20 protein-coding genes are annotated in these 19,594 nt (G+C 43.3%); 11 read left to right on the plus strand and 9 right to left on the minus strand.

The features are described 5' to 3' along the window. The first annotated feature begins 15 nt into the window (after positions 1-15). Positions 16-537 (plus strand): nitroreductase family protein, encoded by a 522-nt coding sequence (locus tag PAP_RS01520; RefSeq protein ID WP_048164273.1) that lies wholly within the window; start codon positions 16-18, stop codon positions 535-537. On the opposite strand, the gene PAP_RS01525 is transcribed toward PAP_RS01520, so the two are convergent. Beyond that, positions 524-1,711 carry an aminotransferase class V-fold PLP-dependent enzyme gene (locus PAP_RS01525; RefSeq protein ID WP_048164274.1) on the minus strand — a complete coding sequence of 396 codons (1,188 nt, stop codon included), beginning with the start codon at positions 1,709-1,711 and terminating at the stop codon, positions 524-526. The two genes, PAP_RS01520 and PAP_RS01525, sit on opposite strands and share 14 nt — an antisense overlap. A gap of 179 nt (positions 1,712-1,890) precedes the next feature. Between PAP_RS01525 and PAP_RS01530 the strand changes: the two genes are divergently transcribed. Genes PAP_RS01530 through PAP_RS01540 form a run of 3 tightly spaced genes read left to right on the plus strand, consistent with a single transcriptional unit; the run spans position 1,891 to position 3,883 of the window. Next, positions 1,891-2,433 carry a 50S ribosomal protein L16 gene (locus PAP_RS01530; protein ID WP_048164275.1) on the plus strand — a complete coding sequence of 181 codons (543 nt, stop codon included), beginning with the start codon at positions 1,891-1,893 and terminating at the stop codon, positions 2,431-2,433. A gap of 59 nt (positions 2,434-2,492) precedes the next feature. Continuing rightward, positions 2,493-3,392, plus strand: a complete 900-nt coding sequence (locus PAP_RS01535) for a 2-phosphoglycerate kinase (protein WP_048164276.1) — start codon at positions 2,493-2,495, stop codon at positions 3,390-3,392. Beyond that, positions 3,389-3,883 (plus strand): HIT family protein, encoded by a 495-nt coding sequence (locus PAP_RS01540; RefSeq protein WP_048164277.1) that lies wholly within the window; start codon positions 3,389-3,391, stop codon positions 3,881-3,883. Before PAP_RS01535 ends, PAP_RS01540 begins: the two co-directional genes overlap by 4 nt. A gap of 1 nt (position 3,884) precedes the next feature. Here PAP_RS01540 and PAP_RS01545 read toward each other — a convergent pair whose 3' ends face one another. The 4 genes from PAP_RS01545 to thyX all read right to left on the minus strand — a co-directional run bounded on the left by PAP_RS01545 (position 3,885) and on the right by thyX (position 8,024). Next, entirely contained in the window at positions 3,885-4,544 is a 660-nt protein-coding gene (locus tag PAP_RS01545) for a DUF257 family protein (protein ID WP_048164278.1), read from the minus strand. Positions 4,545-4,732: 188 nt separating this feature from the next. Beyond that, entirely contained in the window at positions 4,733-6,415 is a 1,683-nt protein-coding gene (locus tag PAP_RS01550; RefSeq protein ID WP_048164279.1) for a Na+/H+ antiporter NhaC family protein, read from the minus strand. 156 nt (positions 6,416-6,571) lie between these two features. Then, on the minus strand, positions 6,572-7,228 hold the full coding sequence (locus PAP_RS01555; RefSeq protein WP_048164280.1) for an ACT domain-containing protein: 657 nt from the start codon (positions 7,226-7,228) through the stop codon (positions 6,572-6,574). Positions 7,229-7,289: 61 nt separating this feature from the next. Then, complete coding sequence (gene thyX, locus PAP_RS01560; protein ID WP_048164281.1) at positions 7,290-8,024, minus strand: FAD-dependent thymidylate synthase; 735 nt, start codon at positions 8,022-8,024, stop codon at positions 7,290-7,292. A gap of 192 nt (positions 8,025-8,216) precedes the next feature. Between thyX and argF the strand changes: the two genes are divergently transcribed. Continuing rightward, a complete protein-coding gene (gene argF / locus PAP_RS01565) occupies positions 8,217-9,164 on the plus strand; it encodes an ornithine carbamoyltransferase (protein WP_048164283.1) in 948 nt (315 codons plus the stop codon). A 136-nt stretch (positions 9,165-9,300) separates the two neighbouring features. Here the strand turns inward: argF and PAP_RS01570 are convergent, their stop codons facing one another. Both PAP_RS01570 and ttuA read right to left on the minus strand, forming a co-directional pair. Then, on the minus strand, positions 9,301-10,992 hold the full coding sequence (locus PAP_RS01570; RefSeq protein WP_052649034.1) for a hypothetical protein: 1,692 nt from the start codon (positions 10,990-10,992) through the stop codon (positions 9,301-9,303). Between the two features lie 165 nt (positions 10,993-11,157). Next, the gene (gene ttuA, locus PAP_RS01575) at positions 11,158-12,063 is read right to left on the minus strand and encodes a tRNA-5-methyluridine(54) 2-sulfurtransferase (protein WP_048164284.1); all 906 of its coding nucleotides are present in this window, start codon (positions 12,061-12,063) and stop codon (positions 11,158-11,160) included. A 98-nt stretch (positions 12,064-12,161) separates the two neighbouring features. Here ttuA and PAP_RS01580 point away from each other — a divergent pair, with 98 nt between their 5' ends. Continuing rightward, positions 12,162-12,752 carry a regulator of amino acid metabolism, contains ACT domain protein gene (locus PAP_RS01580; RefSeq protein ID WP_048164285.1) on the plus strand — a complete coding sequence of 197 codons (591 nt, stop codon included), beginning with the start codon at positions 12,162-12,164 and terminating at the stop codon, positions 12,750-12,752. Between the two features lie 8 nt (positions 12,753-12,760). On the opposite strand, the gene PAP_RS01585 is transcribed toward PAP_RS01580, so the two are convergent. Continuing rightward, positions 12,761-13,036: an acylphosphatase gene (locus PAP_RS01585; protein WP_048164286.1), complete on the minus strand. Its 276-nt coding sequence runs from the start codon at positions 13,034-13,036 to the stop codon at positions 12,761-12,763. A gap of 325 nt (positions 13,037-13,361) precedes the next feature. Further along, positions 13,362-15,674: a carbamoyltransferase HypF gene (gene hypF / locus PAP_RS01590; protein WP_048164288.1), complete on the minus strand. Its 2,313-nt coding sequence runs from the start codon at positions 15,672-15,674 to the stop codon at positions 13,362-13,364. A 170-nt stretch (positions 15,675-15,844) separates the two neighbouring features. Between hypF and cutA the strand changes: the two genes are divergently transcribed. Genes cutA through PAP_RS01615 form a run of 5 tightly spaced genes read left to right on the plus strand, consistent with a single transcriptional unit; the run spans position 15,845 to position 19,563 of the window. Beyond that, positions 15,845-16,147, plus strand: a complete 303-nt coding sequence (cutA, locus tag PAP_RS01595; RefSeq protein WP_048165897.1) for a divalent-cation tolerance protein CutA — start codon at positions 15,845-15,847, stop codon at positions 16,145-16,147. A 24-nt stretch (positions 16,148-16,171) separates the two neighbouring features. Next, on the plus strand, positions 16,172-16,753 hold the full coding sequence (locus tag PAP_RS01600) for an endonuclease dU (protein WP_048164290.1): 582 nt from the start codon (positions 16,172-16,174) through the stop codon (positions 16,751-16,753). Positions 16,754-16,791: 38 nt separating this feature from the next. After that, positions 16,792-17,463, plus strand: a complete 672-nt coding sequence (locus tag PAP_RS01605) for a diacylglycerol/polyprenol kinase family protein (protein WP_048164292.1) — start codon at positions 16,792-16,794, stop codon at positions 17,461-17,463. Between the two features lie 36 nt (positions 17,464-17,499). Beyond that, positions 17,500-18,582 (plus strand): tetratricopeptide repeat protein, encoded by a 1,083-nt coding sequence (locus PAP_RS01610; protein ID WP_048164293.1) that lies wholly within the window; start codon positions 17,500-17,502, stop codon positions 18,580-18,582. A 42-nt stretch (positions 18,583-18,624) separates the two neighbouring features. After that, a complete protein-coding gene (locus PAP_RS01615) occupies positions 18,625-19,563 on the plus strand; it encodes a dipeptidase (RefSeq protein ID WP_048164295.1) in 939 nt (312 codons plus the stop codon). Positions 19,564-19,594 lie beyond the last annotated feature (31 nt).

The raw sequence follows: 19,594 nt of genomic DNA on the forward strand, positions 1-19,594 counted from the left end.
TTTTGAGGTGAGAGCATGGAGTTTTTTGATGTGGTTAAAAAGAGGAGGAGTATTAGGAAATTCCAGGAGAAAGAAGTTCCTCGTGAATACATCGAGAAAATCCTTGAGGCAGCTTTCTATTCACCGAGCTCGAGGAACAGGAGGCCTTGGCACTTCGTAGTTGTTGATGATAGGGCTCTCATTAAAGCATTAGCAAAGACGAGGCCGGCTTTGAGGTTTTTGGAGACCGCACCTCTCGCTATAGTCGTGTGCGGTGATGAGAGCATAAGCTCCGCATGGGTCTTCGATGCATCAATAGCCGCTGAACACATACAATTGGCGGCCGCTGCTTTGGGACTTGGTGCCTGCTGGGGCCACGTGCTCGATAGAGCGCATAATGAGAAGAAGAGTGCCGAGGAATACATAAGAGAGCTCTTAGGAATTCCAGAGCACATAAGGATTTTATGCGTCATCGGGATAGGCTACCCAGCGGAGAAAAAGGAAGAGCACAAAAAGGATGAAGTAATGAGGGATAGGATTCACTTCAACCGCTTTTAGCTCCCAAAATTGAAAAGAGCTCCTCTAAAAATAGTTCTACCTCTTCCTTTGTATTGTAGAGGTGTGGTGAAACCCGTATTCCGTAGTGGCCGAGCACTCCGCGGTGGCTTATTGATATGCCCTTTTCAGTTAGTGCTTTCACTACTTTTTCCTCTTCTTCATAGTTCAGCCCGGTTTTTATCGTTATTATCGACGAGTTGTCTGCTATAACGCTGAGTCCGACGCTTAAAACCTCGTCTCTAATTCTTTCCACGAGCTTTATATTGTGCCTCTCTATTTCATCAATGCCTATATCGTTTATGAGTGCAAGGGAAGCTTTGAATGCAGCTGCTATGAGGTATGGAGGCCCTCCTCCAAAGTCGAGCTTTCTTGCATCCCTCCTCGCTTTATATTCGCCCCAAGGGTCTTTTTCAGGAAGCCCCCACCAAGCTCCCCATTCTCCTGTTGGAGGCTCCAAGTTTAGTATTCCCGTGATTGGCGAAGCCTCTTCTATAAGCTCGTCAGATAAATAGATAAGCCCTGCTCCTGTGTTTGGACTTAAGAGCCACTTTTCTCCGCCAGCAGATAAGGCATCTACGCCTTCTTTCTTTGGATCTAGCTTTAAAGAGCCTAGATGTTGAGCAGCATCGACTATTAAATAGGCTCCTCTCTCGTGGGCTATTCTCGAGAGTTCTTTGAGGTTTAGCCTTTGTCCAGAGACCCATTGGACAGTGCTGCATACTATGGCGAAAGTATTATCGTCCACGGTCTTTTCAATATCCTCAAGATGGTAGAGCCCATTCCTATTCCTCACCACGCGAATTTTGAGGCCAAACCTTTTAGCATAGCTCTTTAAAAGTGCTGAGAGTGTTGGAAACTCCATGTCAAGTGAGACTATATTCATCCCTTTCTTTGGCTCGAGGGAGAGGAGAATTCGCTTAAGCCCTTCCGTCGTTTGAATGCTCAGCCCAATGTTCTCTTTTTTAACCCCCATGAGTCTAGCGCCTTCGCCTAGGGTGCCCTCTAAAAACTGTGGATCCATAAAATCAACGGAATTAACTTCACCCTCAAAATTGATGACTTTTGAAAGGAGTTCATTGGCACTCTGCATGGCCGTTAACGGCATTAGTCCCATGCTGGCCGTATTTAAATATGCCTTAAACTTTTTTAGAGCTGGGAACAAGTGTTTAATCATTACAATCGCCCTCCCTTTCTTCTCACCATGAGAATTAAAGGTTTTTGGCAGGAAGCGAGAGAAAGGGCAATCTTTATAAAATCCCCCGCTCCAAACCTAAATGCTTGAATCCCAAAACTTTTATAAGTCATGGGAATTTGTTAAAGCATAGATATCATGCTCATTTGGAGGTGAGTTAGATGGGATTAAGACCAGCTAAGATTGACAGGAAGGTTAAGAAGCCCGCTTACACTAGGAGAGAGTACATTAGGGGTGCTCCTGGTCCAAGGATTACGATCTTCGATATGGGAAACCCAGCTGGAGATTTTGAGTATGAGGTAAGCTTACACGTTGGAGAACCAGTCCAAGTTAGACAAAACGCTCTCGAGGCCATAAGACAGCAGCTCAACAGATACCTCACAAAGAACGTTGGTAGAGCAAACTTCCACTTTAAGATTAGGGTTTACCCATTCCAAGTCCTTAGGGAGAACCCAATGGCTACAGGAAGAAAGGCTGACCGTTACGGTAACGGTATGAGAAGGCCCTTTGGAAAGCCAATCGGGCTTGCTGCGAGATTAAAGAAGGATCAAAAGCTCTTGACAGTAAGGCTCAACAAGCAGCACTTGAAGTTTGCTCTCCAAGCTATGAGAAGGGCCAACATGAAGGTTCCAGCAAAGACCTACTTTAGGATATACGACAAGGAAGGAAATGACGTTACAACTAAAGTTCTCTCAAGGCTTTGAGCCATTTTCTTTTCCATAAACTTTATACCTTTTCTCTGTGAACTTTTATTGGTGGTGTGATGATTATTGTTGAAGACGGCAATATGAGGCTTCCATTCTCACGCGGCATACTTACTCGCTCCATAACTTCCGCAGGTGTAGATGTTGGTGTTGCTTATTCCATAGCTGCTGAAGTTATGAAGGATCTTCAAAAAAAGAAGAAACGAATCGTTTCTAAAGATGAAATTAGGGAAACAACTTATAGGAAGCTCCTTGAGCATGGTTATAAAACGGCAGCGAGAAGGTATATCTTCTGGAGTGAGATTAGACGAAAGGGCATTCCTATGATGCTGCTCTTAGGAGGTACTACGGGCGTTGGAAAATCAACCATAGCAACGGAATTAGCCTTTAGAATGGGCATTAGAAGTGTTATAGGCACGGATACAATTAGAGAAGTAATGAGGAAGATGATTAGTAAAGAACTCTTGCCGACAATACATGCCTCTTCGTTTCTAGCCTGGAAAGCAATTAACGCACCCTTAAAGGGCATTTCTCCTTTAATCTACGGTTTTGAGAGACAGGTTAGTCATGTAGCCGTTGGTATAAACGCTCTGATTGAGAGAGCTACGAAAGAGGGATTTAATGCAATACTTGAGGGCATTCACCTAGTTCCGGGATATATAAGCCTCACGGACATGAGCTTCATGTATATCATTACTGTGGAAAGTAAAGAGGCTCTGAGAGCTAGGTTTTATGCGAGGGGTCTGCAGAGTTTGAGGCCTGCCAATTATTATACGGATCACTTGGATGAAATTATGGGACTTCAGGAGTTCATAGTTGAGAGAGCAAGGGAAAAGGGGGTGCCTATTATAGAAAACATAGAGGTTGATAAAACAGTAAACTTAATAATGGAGGACTTAATGAAGAGGCTCTCAGAGAGACTGAAACAGAAAGGGATTAGAATAGAGGTGGTAGAATGAGAACACTGTGGGCACCATGGCGCATCGAGTATATACGCTCACCGAAGCATGATGGGTGTATTTTCTGCGACTTTCCAAAGGAGAATAATGATAAAGATAGGCTAATTCTCCATAGGGGAGAGCACGCTTTCATAATAATGAACAATTATCCATACAACCCTGGACACGTCATGATAGCTCCATACAGACACGTTGGGAAGTGGGAGGAACTGAATGATGAAGAACTCTTGGAGATAATGAAGCTTTCTCAACTAATGATTAAGGCTCTAAAGAGAGCTATGAATCCAGACGGATTCAACATGGGTGTTAACTTGGGAAGAGTGGCGGGAGCTGGAATAGACAGTCACGTCCATTTGCACATAGTGCCGAGGTGGAACGGGGATACAAACTTCATGCCAGTTATAGGCGATACGAAAGTGATTCCTCAAGCCATACAAGAGAGCTACGATGAGCTCAAGAAGGCTCTAAGAGAAGTTTTGAATGAGGAGTAGCTTACTCCTCTAAACTATCTAAGTCATAGTCAAAGGCCTTGTCGTCGATTTCAGGATTTATTGACTTTATGACGTTGAATTGATGTATTCGCCCTTTCTTTTTGATATTTATTACTGTTGTTGCTATGGCTTCGAGTATTGGGAGGGGATTGAATTCTAATCCTTCTAAAACGTGTTTGTTAATGAAATAGATAGCTATCCTTCTTTTATCTCCAACATAGAGGGATATATCCCCTATTTCTTCAAGTATATCCAGCTTTGATTCGCTCAGCAGCAGAAACTTTTCCAGTCCTAGAACAGGGTTTAAAAATATTCCTTCATTTTCTTTTATCGCTTTTTTATATGCCTTTTCATACTCTTTCTTGATTATAGGGCCACTGCGAAGACTTATACTCTCTAAAACATTTCCAACTCCTCTATGGCCTCCGATTTTTATTACGCTCACGTTATCAAAAATGGATGTGTCCAGCTTTGAGAGTTCGAGGTGGACATTATAGATATAAAGCGTATCGAGATAGTCGTCTATGAGTATTTTAAATCCTTTTTCCCTGGCATACTTAACAGCGCTGTACAATTCGTAAATAGGAAACGTCTTGGAGTCATACTCAATAAGTACAGTCTCACCGGGTTTTAGGCTCTCAATTAATTTGTGAAACTGCATAACTTCACCCAAATATGTTCCTACTTTCAAGTTTAAATAACTTGCTAATGTTAGCAACAAAAGAATAAAACTTTCATTCAATATTGGAGATATATAAAATTATGAAAAAATCCTTATTGACAATATAGTAATTTTGAATGCACCAATTTAAAGCTCTGCCGAAGGATCTTAAAAGAGAAAAATAAAAATCATTCCTCAGTTAGCGCCACACCACGAGGAACTGCTCCTCCTTTTGCTCTCCATTCGCTTTCGACAACGTAAATAGGCACTTTTCCATGAGGAATTCCTTCCTTTCTGCCGTACCATTCGCTGAGGAGGTAGTGGATTCCTATGAGCAGAGGTATTGCCATTATAAGCAGTATCCATCCGCTGGTTAAGCCAACGGCAAATAGGAGCAACATTAGAGCCCCTACTATTGCAGCTGTTAATGCATATGGCACTTGAGTGCTTACGTGATCCATGTGATCACAGCCGGAGAACATTGAACTCATAATCGTTGTATCACTAATTGGGGAGCAGTGGTCGCCAAAGACACCTCCAGCAAATACGGAGGCTATGCTCGCATAGACTACTGGACCGAAGCTTCCGCTCAATTCATAAGCTAAAGGCACCGCTATTGGCATCATTATGGCAAAGGTTCCCCATGAGGTTCCTGTTGTGAACGATATGAACGCTGCGATTATGAAGATCACAAATGGAACCAACCCGGGAGTCAGTACTTTTGATGCGACTCTTACAACATATTCTGCAGTTCCAACAGCATCACTGGCGCTTTTAATGCTCCAAGCGAGGATGAGGATCATCATAGCAAAGTGCATCTGCTTCATTCCTGATACTACTGTTTCTTCAACGTCTTTTAAATCCATAATTTTCATACCAATAACTAATGCCATTGCAACTACAACCATGGCAAATGAGCCCCAAACGAGAGCCCAAGTTGAATCGGCGTTTGAAAGAACTTCTTGAATACCCCCTTCGACGTAAGTTGCGCTTCCTCCTCCGGTAATCCAAAGTCCTAAGAATGTTACCGCTACGAGAGCAAGCACGGGTAATATAAATACCCAAACACTCTCTTTCCCTTCTATTGGCATTCCAACGTCAGTCTCTGTGGTCATCATTGGGTGTGCACCATCTCCAATCACTTTGCCTTCTTTTCTTGCTCTGTACTCCGCTTTTAGCATTGGGCCGTAGTGTCTGTTTGTAATGGCCACGATGTAAACCAAGAGCACCGCAAGTATTGGGTAGAACCTGTACGGCCAGCTCGCAAACCAAGCAGAGTATGCGCTTATATTTCCACCAATGCTTGCAATAGCATCCTTGAGGAGGCCAAGCTCGTAACCTATCCATGTTGAGACCACAGCTAAAACCGCTACTGGAGCGGCTGTAGAGTCATCTGCATAGGCTAAGAATTCTCTGGAAACTCTTGCTCTATCTGTAATTGGCCTCATAGTATTTCCGACGATAATGGTGTTGGTGTAGTCATCAAAGAAGATTATTGTCCCAAAGATGGCCGCCATAATGGATGCAGCCCTGCTCGTTTTAATTTTCTTTGTAACTGCCTTTGCAATGGCGTTCATCCCGCCTGCTTTATATATTAAAGCTACACCCGCACCTATGAGTGCATCAAAGAGAAGTATCCTTGTATTCCACAGATCAGTCATTATTTGGCCGTTTTCCTCCCAAGCAGAGGCAATATTAAAAACTATCCACTTTAAAGTCTGCGTCGTTGCACCTATTGGATTTCCTCCTGCAACTAAAAGACCCCCAACCCAAACTCCAAAAAACAAAGCAAACAGAACTCTTTTGGTGAGTATTGCCAAGCCTATAGCCACTAGAGGTGGCAAAAGGGATAGTGCACCAAAGTCTGACATGATTATCCCTCCGTATATTATTAACAACCATTTGTTTTACTGTGGGTGGTGTGTTCCTGAAATGGAAGCACCCCTGGGGAGGAATAACTAGAACGTTTTTATGTTTTTTGTAACAAATATATCAAAATAGCTAAGTTTTGTTCCAAATGGAACAATTTACCGCATCCTTCTTATCAGTTCTTCGAGAATTTGGTATGCCTTGGGGGCATTTTTCCGATTAATTACAAAGATTGTGTCTTTGTAGCAGGAAATTACCTGAGTTATATTTATCCCGTTTGAGGAGAGTGCTGAGGTCATGAAAGCCACTACGCCGGGAGTTTCGATTATCTCTTCTGGGCTTATTATAGTAACCGCTGTCTGATCCCGCAGTATGCTGACGGCTTCTTTTGCAAGATCGAGTACTTTTTCTTCATCCTCACTTGCAATAACAATCGTAAATGTTTCCCTCCCCTGAGTCAGCTGAAAAAACCTGGATTCGCTCATTATCCCGGGGATATTTTTCATTACTTTAGCAATACGCTCCTTTGAAATCGTTATTACGCTCACATCAGACTGCAGCTCTATAATGCTGTCCCCGATAACATCTCTCACTCGACCTTCTAGAAAGGATTTTTCTCTTTTGAGCTCTTCGCTAAGCCTTATTAGTGCCATTTTAATAGCGGGAGTTGAGGAGTTCAGGCTGAGCTCCTCGATAAGGAGCCTTGCGAGGGCGCTGTAGTTAATAATCCCTAGGCTCATGCATTCCTTTACAAATGGCCTTCTCATTATTTCATCCCGTATAATGTCTGTTATACTTTTCTTCTCCTCACTCATATGTTTCCACCTACTAAAAGCTGATCCATCCGGTTTAAAAGAATTTTAAAATTGGAATTTTTCACCCTTCTGCTACCTTCTTCCACTCCTCCTTTGTCTTCTTTAAGCATCCCGTTGGCATTAGCTCCCTTTCTGGACAGTAGCCGAGCCCTATGCATGAGGGTCCGAGCTTAGCCCACCTTATTATTGGTCTGAGTTCATCAATTTTTGCTATTTCTTCAAGCATCTTCCAGGCGATGTAGTTTATTTCCCACTGGGCCCTTTCACACGCCCTAAGCTTGAAGAAGTGTTTAAGCTCTCTTAGATTCATGGTAACGACGATTTTTGTGCGGACAGCCTGGGGGAGAATGAAGCGTGCGTTTTCCTGGTGGACACCTTTCTCAATGCTCTTTTTATAGAGCTCAATAGTTTTTTTCATAACTTCCCGCCATTCTTCAAAAAGCTCGGGGTCTTCCTTTATCTCATCAGGAATGACGAAGGTTTCCTCAACATCCTGAAGGTTTAACTTGATATAGCGTTGTGACTGCTGGGTATAGCTTGCTATCCTGTGGCGAACAAGCTGGTGCGATGCAATTCGAGATATGCCTTCTATCGCGAAAGTAAAAACCGCATGCTCTAAAATGCTTTCATGTCCATAGCCGAGAACCCTCGGCAAATGCTTTTCCACATCACTCATCGTTGTCCTCTCAAAGGCCTCACTTTCCCATTCGTCCCAATAGCTTATTAGAGCTGCCCATGTTATTGTTTCCAACGGTCTCTTTGTGTAGTTTATGAGCTTAACTTTTATTCCATCCATTGAGAATCCCCAACATTTGAAGGCTTACCTTCCTTATTAGCCTTACTCGAAAAGTTAAGCAAATTAAAAACCCTTAAAATTTTATATTTGCAAAGTCTTTTTCTCGAAATCTTCGAAAACTTTCGCTAAAACCTATTTTTCAGCGGCGAAATAGTTATTAAAACCAACGTCAAGCTTTAGACGGTGATGCACATGGTAGTTAGCTTAGCTGGAAGGGATATTTTGTGCCTTCAAGACTTTACGAGGGAAGAGATTGAGACAATTCTTAAGACAGCTGAAATGATGAAGATTTGGAACAAAATAGGCAAGCCACACCGCGTTCTCGAGGGTAAGACTTTGGCCATGATTTTCCAAAAGCCCTCCACAAGGACGAGGATAAGCTTTGAGGTAGGTATATATCAACTCGGTGGCTATGGTCTCTATTTGAACGCTCAAGACCTCCAACTTAGGAGAGGAGAGACAATAGCCGACACTGCAAGAGTTTTGAGCCGCTATGTGGACGGTATTATGGCGAGAGTTTATGCCCACAAGGATGTTGAAGACCTCGCTAAATACGCAAGCGTCCCAGTCATCAACGGACTTAGCGACTTCTCACACCCATGTCAAGCCTTGGCTGACTACATGACAATCAAGGAGAAGAAGGGCAAAATTGAGGGGCTTAAGGTCGTTTATGTCGGCGATGGAAACAACGTCGCCCACTCCCTCATGATTGCGGGAACTAAGCTTGGAGCTCATGTCGTTGTTGCCACACCAGAAGGCTTCGAGCCGGACGAGAAGGTTATCAAGTGGGCCGAAGCTAATGCTGCTGAGAGTGGAGGAAGCTTCGAGCTCCTTCACGACCCAATCAAGGCCGTTAAAGATGCCGATGTCATCTACACGGACGTTTGGGCCTCAATGGGTCAAGAGGCTGAGGCAGAGGAGAGGAGAAAGATATTCGCTCCATTCCAAGTCAACAAGGACTTAGTTAAGCACGCAAAGCCAAACTACATCTTCATGCACTGCCTCCCAGCCCACAGGGGCGAGGAAGTCACCGACGATGTCGTCGACTCACCAAACAGCGTCGTCTTCGACGAGGCTGAAAACAGGCTCCACGCTCAAAAGGCCGCTATGGCTTTGGTCATGGGTGGCATTAAACTTTGAGCATTTCTTCTTTATCTTTTTAGTATCATCTGAGTAAACTTACAAAAATGATACATTCAGTTGTGAAAGTTACTTTGGGATTAACATGAAAAAGCTACCCATATTGCTCTCCATTCTGCATGAGAAAAAGAAAAAATCAATTGATGAGCACGAATATCCCGTTGACATAATATCCTTTTTCTTTTATCGACAATCCCTGGTTTGTGGTGTTTCCATCACTTATTTTGTTCGCAATCCAGTCGTTGGGATCTAGGATTATCCTTTTGGGTTTGCCTTTGAGTTCAAATCTTATTGATGCACTTCCGTTTACAAAAACCTTTTTCAATAAAGTGCTGCCACGTTCGTCCTCCACCATCACTTCAAGAGGCATCATGAAACCGTTTTCTTCCGTGATATTGAGGGTGAGGATGTACATGTCTCCTTTTTCTTTTATTGTGGCGTTTGTAACCACGAATTTAGGATAATCGCTCCTATAGAACCACTCATCGAAGAACCAGCCGAGGCTTTGGTTTGAGGTTTCCTCAAAAACGCGTTGCATAATCTTAATGGTTTTTGACGTTGTGGTATAGCAGTTGAGCGTTCTGCACTCTCTTAAAAGCTCTTTAATGCCATCGAAAAATGCGTCGTCCCCTATTGTGAACTGGAGAGAGCGGAATATGAATGCACCCCTTAAGTACAGGTTGGTGTAGTGTTTGCCATTGTTCATATCTATACTCGCTATGGGAGTCCTGTCCTTTGAGGATATACACTGCACCTCAAGGAGGTCAATAATCCGTGAATTATTTTCATAGAGTATGTCCGCATACGTGGCGAGGGGTTCGTTGAGGGCTCCAAAGTTTGCATATATCCCAAACCAGTTGTGGGCGGTTTCATGGGCGATTAGACCTGTTTTAAATTGGCTCGCAATTATGCCCCCGTACAGTCCATGCCCTTTGTAGTTGCTGCGCCTCCCCTTGATTTTAATGTACGTGAAGTCTTCATAGGGGTATGGCATGAAAACATGTGAGTAAAACTCAATAATGTCCTTGAGTTTATTGGCTGCATATGGCTCGTCGGTTAAAGCTCTTATGGACACGGTCTTATTTCCAATCCTGATGGTGGTGTTGTATAGTTTCTTCCTGCTCAGGAGGATATAGAAGGGTTTGTGGCCATCTGTCTTGAATGCACCATTTTCTGGTAAGATGGCTCTATAACTCCAGAACGCATTGACCTCCTCCAGTACTGCCAGAGTATAGTTCGCGGGGGGGTTTATGGTAATGAGTACGCTCTGATTCTTCGATGGCAGCATATCATCTATCACGTAAGCTCGAAGTGGAAGGTAGTAGAAATCCGCAGGGTTTTGATTCAAATGGTTTTCAATGTATGTCTGCGGCTTATCTTGAAGCGGGTCATAAGTGGAGTGGTAGTATATTTTCACACTCATCCACTCACTCTCGGGGGTCATGTTAAGCAGGACCGCGTAGAGTGAGCTGTCATAAAATGCTCGGACATCTGCAGAGGCACTTTCCACGACAATCCTTTCTATGTGCTTTTGAGCTACGCTGGTGTTCTTGAATATTAAGAGATTGGTAATCGTTCGATTGCTTCTTATTTTTATCTCTTCTATGGCATCTATTGAGAGTAATTCCCCTTTTAAGCTAATGTTCATTGTGATATTGTAAAGCAAGCCCTCTGGCTCCGGAAGGTCGTCCTTGTGGACTTTGAGGACATCATCTGTTTTTTCATAAGTGATATTCTCTATGATGAGTGTATGCTGGTCTATTGGGGCCCAATACAAGAACGCCGCAATGCACAGGACAATGATGAGGAGTATTGTCAACCGTCTCATAAACTTTCCCTCAGAGGTTTTTATAGAACTATTGGTTGTAGTTATTTTAAAATTTTTTCACTGATGAGAGAGCAACTGATGGAATTTTCCATGTTGAGTCATGTGGGACTATACATTCAAGGAGATTTTCGACAGCATTCAAATTTGAAATAAAAGAATAAACACTTACTTAATCTTCAGCCCCACAGCCTCTTCTAGCCCCCAAACTCTGCAGAAGGAGCATTTCTCTCCTTGAGCGGGCATTCCACACACTTTGCACTCTCCAAGAGGGGCCTCCTTAAGTTCGCGCTCGAAGAGGTGCTTCTTCCTCAAAAAGCCCTTTATGAAGTTTATCTTTGTGCCTGGCTTTTTCTCTTCCATGGCGTTTAGGATTTCCTTGTACTCTATGGTCGTTGCTCCTCTCGCATGTGGGCACTCGTGGACGATGTACTCCAGACCAACGGCCAGAGCATAGTAAACTACTTCTCTCTCGGTGAGCTCGTATAATGGTTTAACCTTCTTCACGAACTTGCCTTCACCTGGTAAAAGTGGTCCCTGCTTGCCCAAATAATCCGTGTTCCAGTGCATTATGTTGCTGAAGATGAAAGAAACCTCATCGTCCAAGTTGTGTCCTGTTGCTATAGCGTCAAAGCCGTTCTCATAGGCAAACTTGTTGAAGATGTAGCGTTTCGTTATGCCGCAGTAGGAGCAGGTTGGTCTACGCGTCTTAAGCTCGCCTATCCCTGCTCCCAAGAGTTCTCTAACCCTAACAATGTGGAGCTTTGCCCCGATGAGCTCGCACTGCCTTTTTGCATAGGCTTCGCTCTCCTCTGAATACTTTCCTATGCCGAGGTTTATGTGGAGGCACTCTATGTTGTAGCCGAGCTTTTTGAGGACGTAAGCTGTTACAGCCGAGTCCTTTCCTCCGCTGATGACAATTAATATTTTTTCATCTGGTTTTAGCAGTTTATATCTCTCTATCGTGCGCTTGACCTTTCGTTCGAAGTACTCAATGAAGTGCTCCCTGCAGAGGAGCATCTTTGGATAGTGCAATCTTATGTACGCTTCACTCTCGCAGAACTTGCACCTCATCTTCTCACCCCATGTTTAAACGGAGCAAGACTTTAAAAGCCTTTATCGAAAGACTTAAATATCCACTTTTACTCATATTTGTATAAGAGGTGGCAAAAATGATGCTCATACTGGAAGAATATTTTAAGAACTATCCCGCAAGGAAGAAAGTTGCGGAGTTTTTATTTGAGAATGGCTTAAGCGTTAAAAACGGTAAAATATACCTAAAGAGCGCTGAGATTCCAATAAGTGAACTTTCTAGAGTAATCGGTGTCAACAGAAAGATAGTCTATCACACCATAGAATACATAGAGAAGACGCCTCCGCTAAAGCTTATCTTTGAGAATCTCCAGCCTTTCCCGAGCCTCGTTAAAGTGGCCCCAATAATGGGATGGGAGGTTCTCGAGCTTGAACTGGAGAAGCATCTCTACGGCCCAGCACTTTCAGCCCTTATAGTGCTCCTAACGGAGAACAAGATACCCATAATGGAGATTTTCAGCAAAAATCTTTCCTATGAAGAAGCGCGTGCCTACATCATCATAGATGGCACGATACCTGTAGATGTTTTTGTCAGGCTCAAAGAGATACCAGGATTTAAACGATTGATACTCCACACGCCAGAGAAAAGAAAAGAGAACTTAGTGTGCTCCTACTGTGAGGTTCGATATTGTCCAAAGCGGGTCTTATTTGAAAAAATGACAGTCCAGTGAAGCGCTATTTAGTGCGTCACTCTAAAGCCCCTCTCCCCTTGGGGCTCTTCCCATTTTACCTCAACTTTTGTTACCCTTGCCATTATTGGCCCCTGATGAGCCCACCCTATTAGGGCCTCTACCCTTTCTCTATCCCCTTCAACTACGGCCTCCACAGTCCCATCCGGTAGGTTTCTCACCCACCCGCTTACGCCAAGCTTTCTAGCCTCCCGTTGCATGCTCCACCTATAACCCACTCCCTGAACCCTGCCGTAAATTTTAAGGCGTGCCCTAACTTTCTCCATACCACTCCCCAATAAAATCTGGGCGTTTCTTTTTATTAGGTTTTCCGCACTCACAACAGCAGACTGAAAAAACTTGGGGGGCACGAAAGATGATATAAAAACATCAGAATTGTGTCCCCTAGCTGGGAGCGTTGTTCTGTTTTCCCCTGTCTTCCTTCAGAGCTCCCCCAAGTTCTCATCCTTTCAGCAGTTTTCAAGACAACAGAAAACAATCCGAAAATGTGTATTCAGAGTGTTCTCTGAACACAACTGAGAGAATGCTGATTAAGGGGGTAACTTAGGGGGCACGGATGATGTCAGAAAAGAACCAGAATTGTGCCCCCAGCTACATCGTTAAGTCTTCTCTGCTCAGGTAGCCTTCTAAGTAGAGGCCTCCTAGGAAAGCCTGCCCGACATTTATTCCATTATCTCCTCTTGGGACTTCTTGAGTTACATAGAACTTCAGACCGCTGGCTTCCACTATTTTCCTTATCGTTTTAACAATTAACTCGTTGTATGCAACACCACCGCTTATTCCGACGTTTTTTACTCCAAAGTCCTTAGCCTTCTCCACAGCTAACTCACCAAAGGCCCTTCCCAACGCCAAATGCGTGGAGTATGCTATATCCGCTGGATTAGCTTTGCTCTCAAGTGCCTGCGTGAAGAGGGATTCTACCATTATGTTCTCTCCGTTGTGCTCAATCCTAAAGTCTAAATCGTGCTTTCCTCTCATCGCTAAGCTTTCGAGCTTCATAGCGGGCTCTCCTTCGTAGGTTCTCCTATATGCAACGTTGAGCATAACAGCCATTGCATCAAGCACTCTTCCCGTTGACGAGGCATAGCTCACGTTTATATCTCTTACGAGCTGATTCAATGCAACGTTAAACTCTACCTCACCGTATTTTAAGCTCTCGATAGCTTTTGGACAGCACTTCTCTATGATACTCCTCAGTTCTCCCGTATCGTAGACCTTGCTTAAAATTCCCATTAGAGCTCTCAATGGGTAGTAGCTCGCTAAATCACCACCTGGGAGGGGGTAGTAATCAATATGCGCTAATCTCTCAACATCCTCGTAGCTCATGTATATTATCTCTCCACCCCATGTCTTTCCATCAACACCATAGCCTACCCCATCTAAAGCTATCCCTACAATTTCATCGAGCTTATTTTCAGCCATTACTGATGCTATGTGTGCGTAGTGGTGTTGGACTTGGAGGAGCTCGACGTTTTCTTCATTTGCTATCTCCATAGCTAATTTTGTCGTATTGTAGAGTGGGTGGAGGTCAGCTATAACCAGTTCTAGGCTTTTAACTCTGAGGAGCTTCTTGAAGTGAGCTATTGCTTGGCGCATGAACTCCAAAATCTCAAGCTTTGATGTATTTCCTATGTACTGGCTTGGGTAAATTCTTCCGTTCTTTGCAAAGCCAAAAGCGTTTAAGAGCTCTGCACCCAAAGCCAGACCATTAAACTCGAATGGGATATCAATAGGTAAAGGCACGAAGCCTCTGCTCCTCCTAATTACCGCTCTCTTCCCGTCTACAAACCTTATGACGCTATCATCGGTTCTGTTGAGTATCTTCCTGTTGTGAAGCAAAAAGTAATCGGCTAAATCTTTAAGCTCCTCGAAGGCTTTATCATTGTCTTTAACCATAGGTAGTCCGGGGTAGTTCGCGGAGGTCATGACATAAACAGGGCTTTTTGAGTAGTGGAACAATAAATAGTGGATGCCTGAATAGGGGAGCATAACTCCTATTGTGTGCAGGTTTGGAGCTAGGCTCTCAGGAAGCGTGAAAGGTTCCTTCTTTTGGAGAGCGACTATAGGCTTGCGGTAGCTTAAAAGCTCCTCTTTCTCATCTTCTCTAACAACTGCAAACTGCTCTATTGTCTCTAGATCTTTTGCCATTAGTGCAAAGGGCTGTTGAGGTCTTAATATCCTTCTCCTAAGCTCCTCCACTGCTTCTTCGTTTGTCGCATCGCAGGCTATGTGGATTCCTCCTATTCCCTTAATTGCAACTATGTATCCTTTGTCTATGAGTTCAGCGGTTCTCTTTATTGGGTCTCCGCTTAACTCTCTCCCATCGCGGTCAAAGAGCATATACCTTGGACCACATACGGGACAGCATACTGGCTCTGCGTGGTACCTTCTATTCAATGGATCTGTGTACTCGCTTTCACAGAAATCGCACATATCAAATTCTTTCATGGTGGTGTTGACTCTATCGTAGGGCAAATCCTCAATTATTGTAAACCTCGGTCCGCAGTTGGTGCAGACTATAAAAGGATACATGTAGCGTTTGTCATTTGGGTCGAAGAGCTCTTTAATGCAATCCTCACATATGCTCACATCTGGAGGAATGATAGAGTCTCCGCCGCCTCCGCCTGCTGAGCTCTTTTCTATGTAAAATGTATCAAACCCTTGGAGAGGAATTTCTTTCTTTTTAATCCGCTCTACTTTAGATAGAGGAGGTGTTTTGTACTTCAGGTCATGGAGAAAAGCATTTATATCTCTCTCCTTTCCCTCAACTACTATTTCTACACCGGCATCGCCAAGATTTTTCACATAACCCTTGAGATCGTGTTCATGGGCGATTCTGTAGACGAAGGGTCTAAATCCAACCCCTTGAACGATTCCTTCAACATGAATATGATATGCTTTCATCCTCTCACCTACCCTTAAATCTGAAGAAAGGCATTTATACCTTTCCAAAACCAAAAGTTAACAACTAAAGAAGAAATTTTAAACTGAGAGGCTTAAACCAAAGGTTTCACACTTTCGAAAGGTTTAAACTCTTCTCGGCTGAAATTTTCATGGTGGTATCTATGAGCGAGATGGTATTGATATACACAACTTTTCCGGATTGGGAGAGTGCGGAGAGGATAACAAAGCACCTCTTAAAAGAAAAGCTGATTGCATGTGCAAACTTGAGGGAGCATAAAGCCTTTTACTGGTGGAAAGGAGAAATTCAGGAGGATAGTGAAGTTGGGGCTGTCCTAAAGACTAGGATAGACCACTGGAAGAAGGTGAAGGAGGTTATTAAGGAAATGCATCCATATGATGTGCCTGTGATAGTTAGGATTGATGTGGATAAGGTCAACGAAGAGTACCTCCAATGGCTGATCGATGTCACATGATTTTTTTATTTTGGGGGAATTTAAGTGAGGTTCTACAAAATAAAGCCCCAAATTAGGGTTATAGGGTTTGATGATGGGACTTTCCGCTTTAAAGGGCGAGGGAGGACTATTCTCGTTGGAGTGGTCATGAAGGGAAATAAAGATGTCTTAGGTGTTCTTACCCGCTGGATTGATGTGGATGGAAAGGATGCGACGGATAAAATGATCGATGCCATAAATAATAGCCGTTTTAAAGATTTGAGAGTTATAATGCTTAAGGGGATAACCTACGCCGGTTTCAATATAGTTGATATTCAAAGGCTCAGCGAGGAGACAGGTTTGCCTGTAATAGTTGTGATAAGGAAGAGGCCTGATTTAAAAGCCATGGAGAGTGCTTTAAGGAAGCACTTCTCTGATGCAGATGAGAGAATTGAGCTCCTCAAAAAAGCTGGCGAAGTAAGGGTGCTCATTGAAGGGAAGCTTTATTATCAAACTTTCAACATGGACTATGGGCAGGCAGAGGAGGTGATAAAAGTCACCCAAAAGAGCTCTTTGATTCCAGAGCCGTTAAGGCTTGCACACATGGTAGCAAGTGCCGTTATGTGCGGAGAGAGCAGAAGAGAATGATTTATAAGCCAAAAACTCCTAAATAATGCGGTGTTGCAATGAGGGGCACGTGGGATTTAGTTTTGATAGTTTACATTTATGTATTCTCCGTTATTTGGCTTGGACAGTATTTGAGGAAGGGATATTCCGCCGATACGACTAGGAGAATAGTGCATATTTTGGCGGGTGATATAATCGTTGTTCTTCCTCTCTTCGCTTCTTTGAAGTGGGTTTTGACTATTCCATTGGGATTAGCTGTTATCGTTTTGGTGGCATTTATGCTTGGCCTTCCTATTAAACATGCTATGGTTCCAGAGGGAGATGATCCTCTTCATGCCTATGGCCCAGTTTACTACATAATAAGCATTGGGATACTTGTAGGGATTTTTGGGACGAAGAGCTTTATCCCTATAGTGGCCACATTTGTAATGGCGTGGGGGGATGGTTTTGCTGCATTGATGGGTAGAAAATTTGGAAAAAGAAGAATTATCAATGGTAAGACCTTGGAGGGGAGCTTAGCGTTTTTACTCTTTTCTCTCTTGGGAGTTACACTTAGCTATACACTTTGGGCTTACTTCACGTCCTCTTCCATAAATGACGTACTCAGCGTAGCTCTCCTATCTTCAATTTCAGGGACTATTTTTGAGCTGCTGAGCGTTGGGAAGTTCGGGGCGTTTGATAATTTTACCGTACCTCTTGGAGTGGCCCTAGTATTAAGATTCACATTTTAAAAAAAGGTTATATAGAATGGAGGCTAATCTAAATCCATGACCGATTTAGATGAGATGATAACGCTCATTAAGAAGGGACTGTGGGATGAAGCTCTTTCTAGAGTTGCTAAGCTGGAGAATAACTTAGATAAGGTGCAAGTTCTAATTTTTATCGGCACTGAGCTGTATTCACATCATGGTGATCTTGAAGGTGCGCTTCAAATCCTTGGGGATGCGGAATACTATTCCAACAAAATAAAAGCGCCCGCTAGAAAGGCCATAGCTTACGCAAATTTGGGCTTTGCCTATTCTCTCTTTGGAGATTATGAAAGTGCTGGGGAGTTATTTCTCCGGGCACTTGATAATGTGGACAAGCTGGACAAGATGGCAGAGAAGGGAGAAGTTCTGGGAATTGTGGCTCAGTATTTAGGAATGGCTGGGATGATAGAGGATGCCATCGAATACTTTGAGGAAGCCTTTGATTTAATAGTAAACTCGAAGATAGAATATGTCCAGAAATTGGACTTGCTTATAAAGCTCGGGGATTTGATGGTTAATAGCGGGGACTACTTACAATCAAAGGAAGCTTTGTACTTTTATGAACGGGCTTATGATTTGTTTGATAAATTGCGTGTGAGTGATAGGGCTGCGGACGTTGAAAAGAAGATATACCTATGCAGAACCCTTCCTTATTCCGGCACTCCTGAAGTTAGAAAAGCTCTTAAAGAGGGTAGATATGCGTATATAACAACCAAAGTGCTACAATCGGACATGTCAAACAAAGATAAGCTGATAGCTCTTTTAGAAATTGCACTCTGGCTTAAAAAGATGAATATTCTTACATATAAGGATACGGTAGAAGAAGCTTTGAAGTTAATGGACATCTCAGAGTTGTCTGGTGAGGAATTAGAGCATGTTGCAACACTCCTAACTGAGCTGGGCAAACTAAAACATGCTTTGAAATTAGCGGTAAATATATCCAATGTGGAGAAGCAGAGTGAGGCGTTTAAAGGGATAGCATTAGCTCTTGCAGGGAATGGACAATTTATAGAGGCTGAAAGAATAATAAAGGAAATACCAGATCCCGATATTAGAAATGAAGCTATGAATGAATTAAAGAAAATAATCCTGAGCCGGTAAAAGTTTAAATATTCTTTTTTCCTTTATTTCTGCGGGATAGCCATGATATTTGATGCACACTCAGATTTGCCAACCTACATCTACGACATGAGGAAAAAAGGCAAAAATCAGGTTCTTGAGGAGAATTTTGAGAAGTTCTTTGGCAACGTTGTGACTAGCAGAGTAATGGCAATTTGGACTAGGGCAGATAAAAGATCAATCGCCTTAAGATATGCCCTCGAAGTTTTGAACGCCTTTTACAAGGACGTGTCGGAGAGCGAGAGCTTTTCTATAGTAACGAGTGTTGATGGCATGAGAAAGGCAATAAAAAGCGGAAGAGTAGCACTTTGGCTTGGCCTTGAGGGAGGGGAGCCCATCGAGGATAGCTTAGACCTCTTAGAGGTGTTCTATAAGCTCGGCCTTAGAGTGCTAACTTTAACGTGGAGCCTCAGGAATGCCATAGGTGACGGCGTCTTTGAAAGAACAAACGGGGGCCTAACGAACTTCGGTGTCGAGGTTTTAGGGAAGTGTGAGGAGTTGGGCATACTGGTAGACTTGAGCCACATAAATGAGGCAGGCTTTTGGGATGCCATCAATACGACTGCCTTTCCTCTAATTGCTTCTCACTCTAATGCCTACGCTCTCTGCGACAACCCGCGCAACTTAAAGGACGAGCAGATTAAGGCCATAGCCGAGCGAGGAGGGGTCATAGGCATAAACGCAATTCCAATCTTTGTCGACAAGGAGAAGCCGACCTTGGGGAAGATGGTAGAGCACATTCTTTACATGGTGGATTTAGCTGGATATGAGCATGTAGGCTTTGGCTTTGACTTCGTTTACTACCTTGGTGGAGGGAGGGACAAAAGAGTAGAGAGTTTTTTTGAAGATGAGAGCAAAATTCCAAATCTTATAGAAGTTCTCGGAGAGAGAATGAGCAAAAAGGAGCTTGATGCTGTGAAGTTTAAGAACTTTGAGCGGGTGTTTGAAAAAGTCATAGGGTAAACCTTTGGCAAACTTTAAAATCCTCTTTGAG

This window comes from Palaeococcus pacificus DY20341, from assembly GCF_000725425.1.
Taxonomy (GTDB): Archaea; Methanobacteriota_B; Thermococci; order Thermococcales; family Thermococcaceae; genus Palaeococcus; species Palaeococcus pacificus.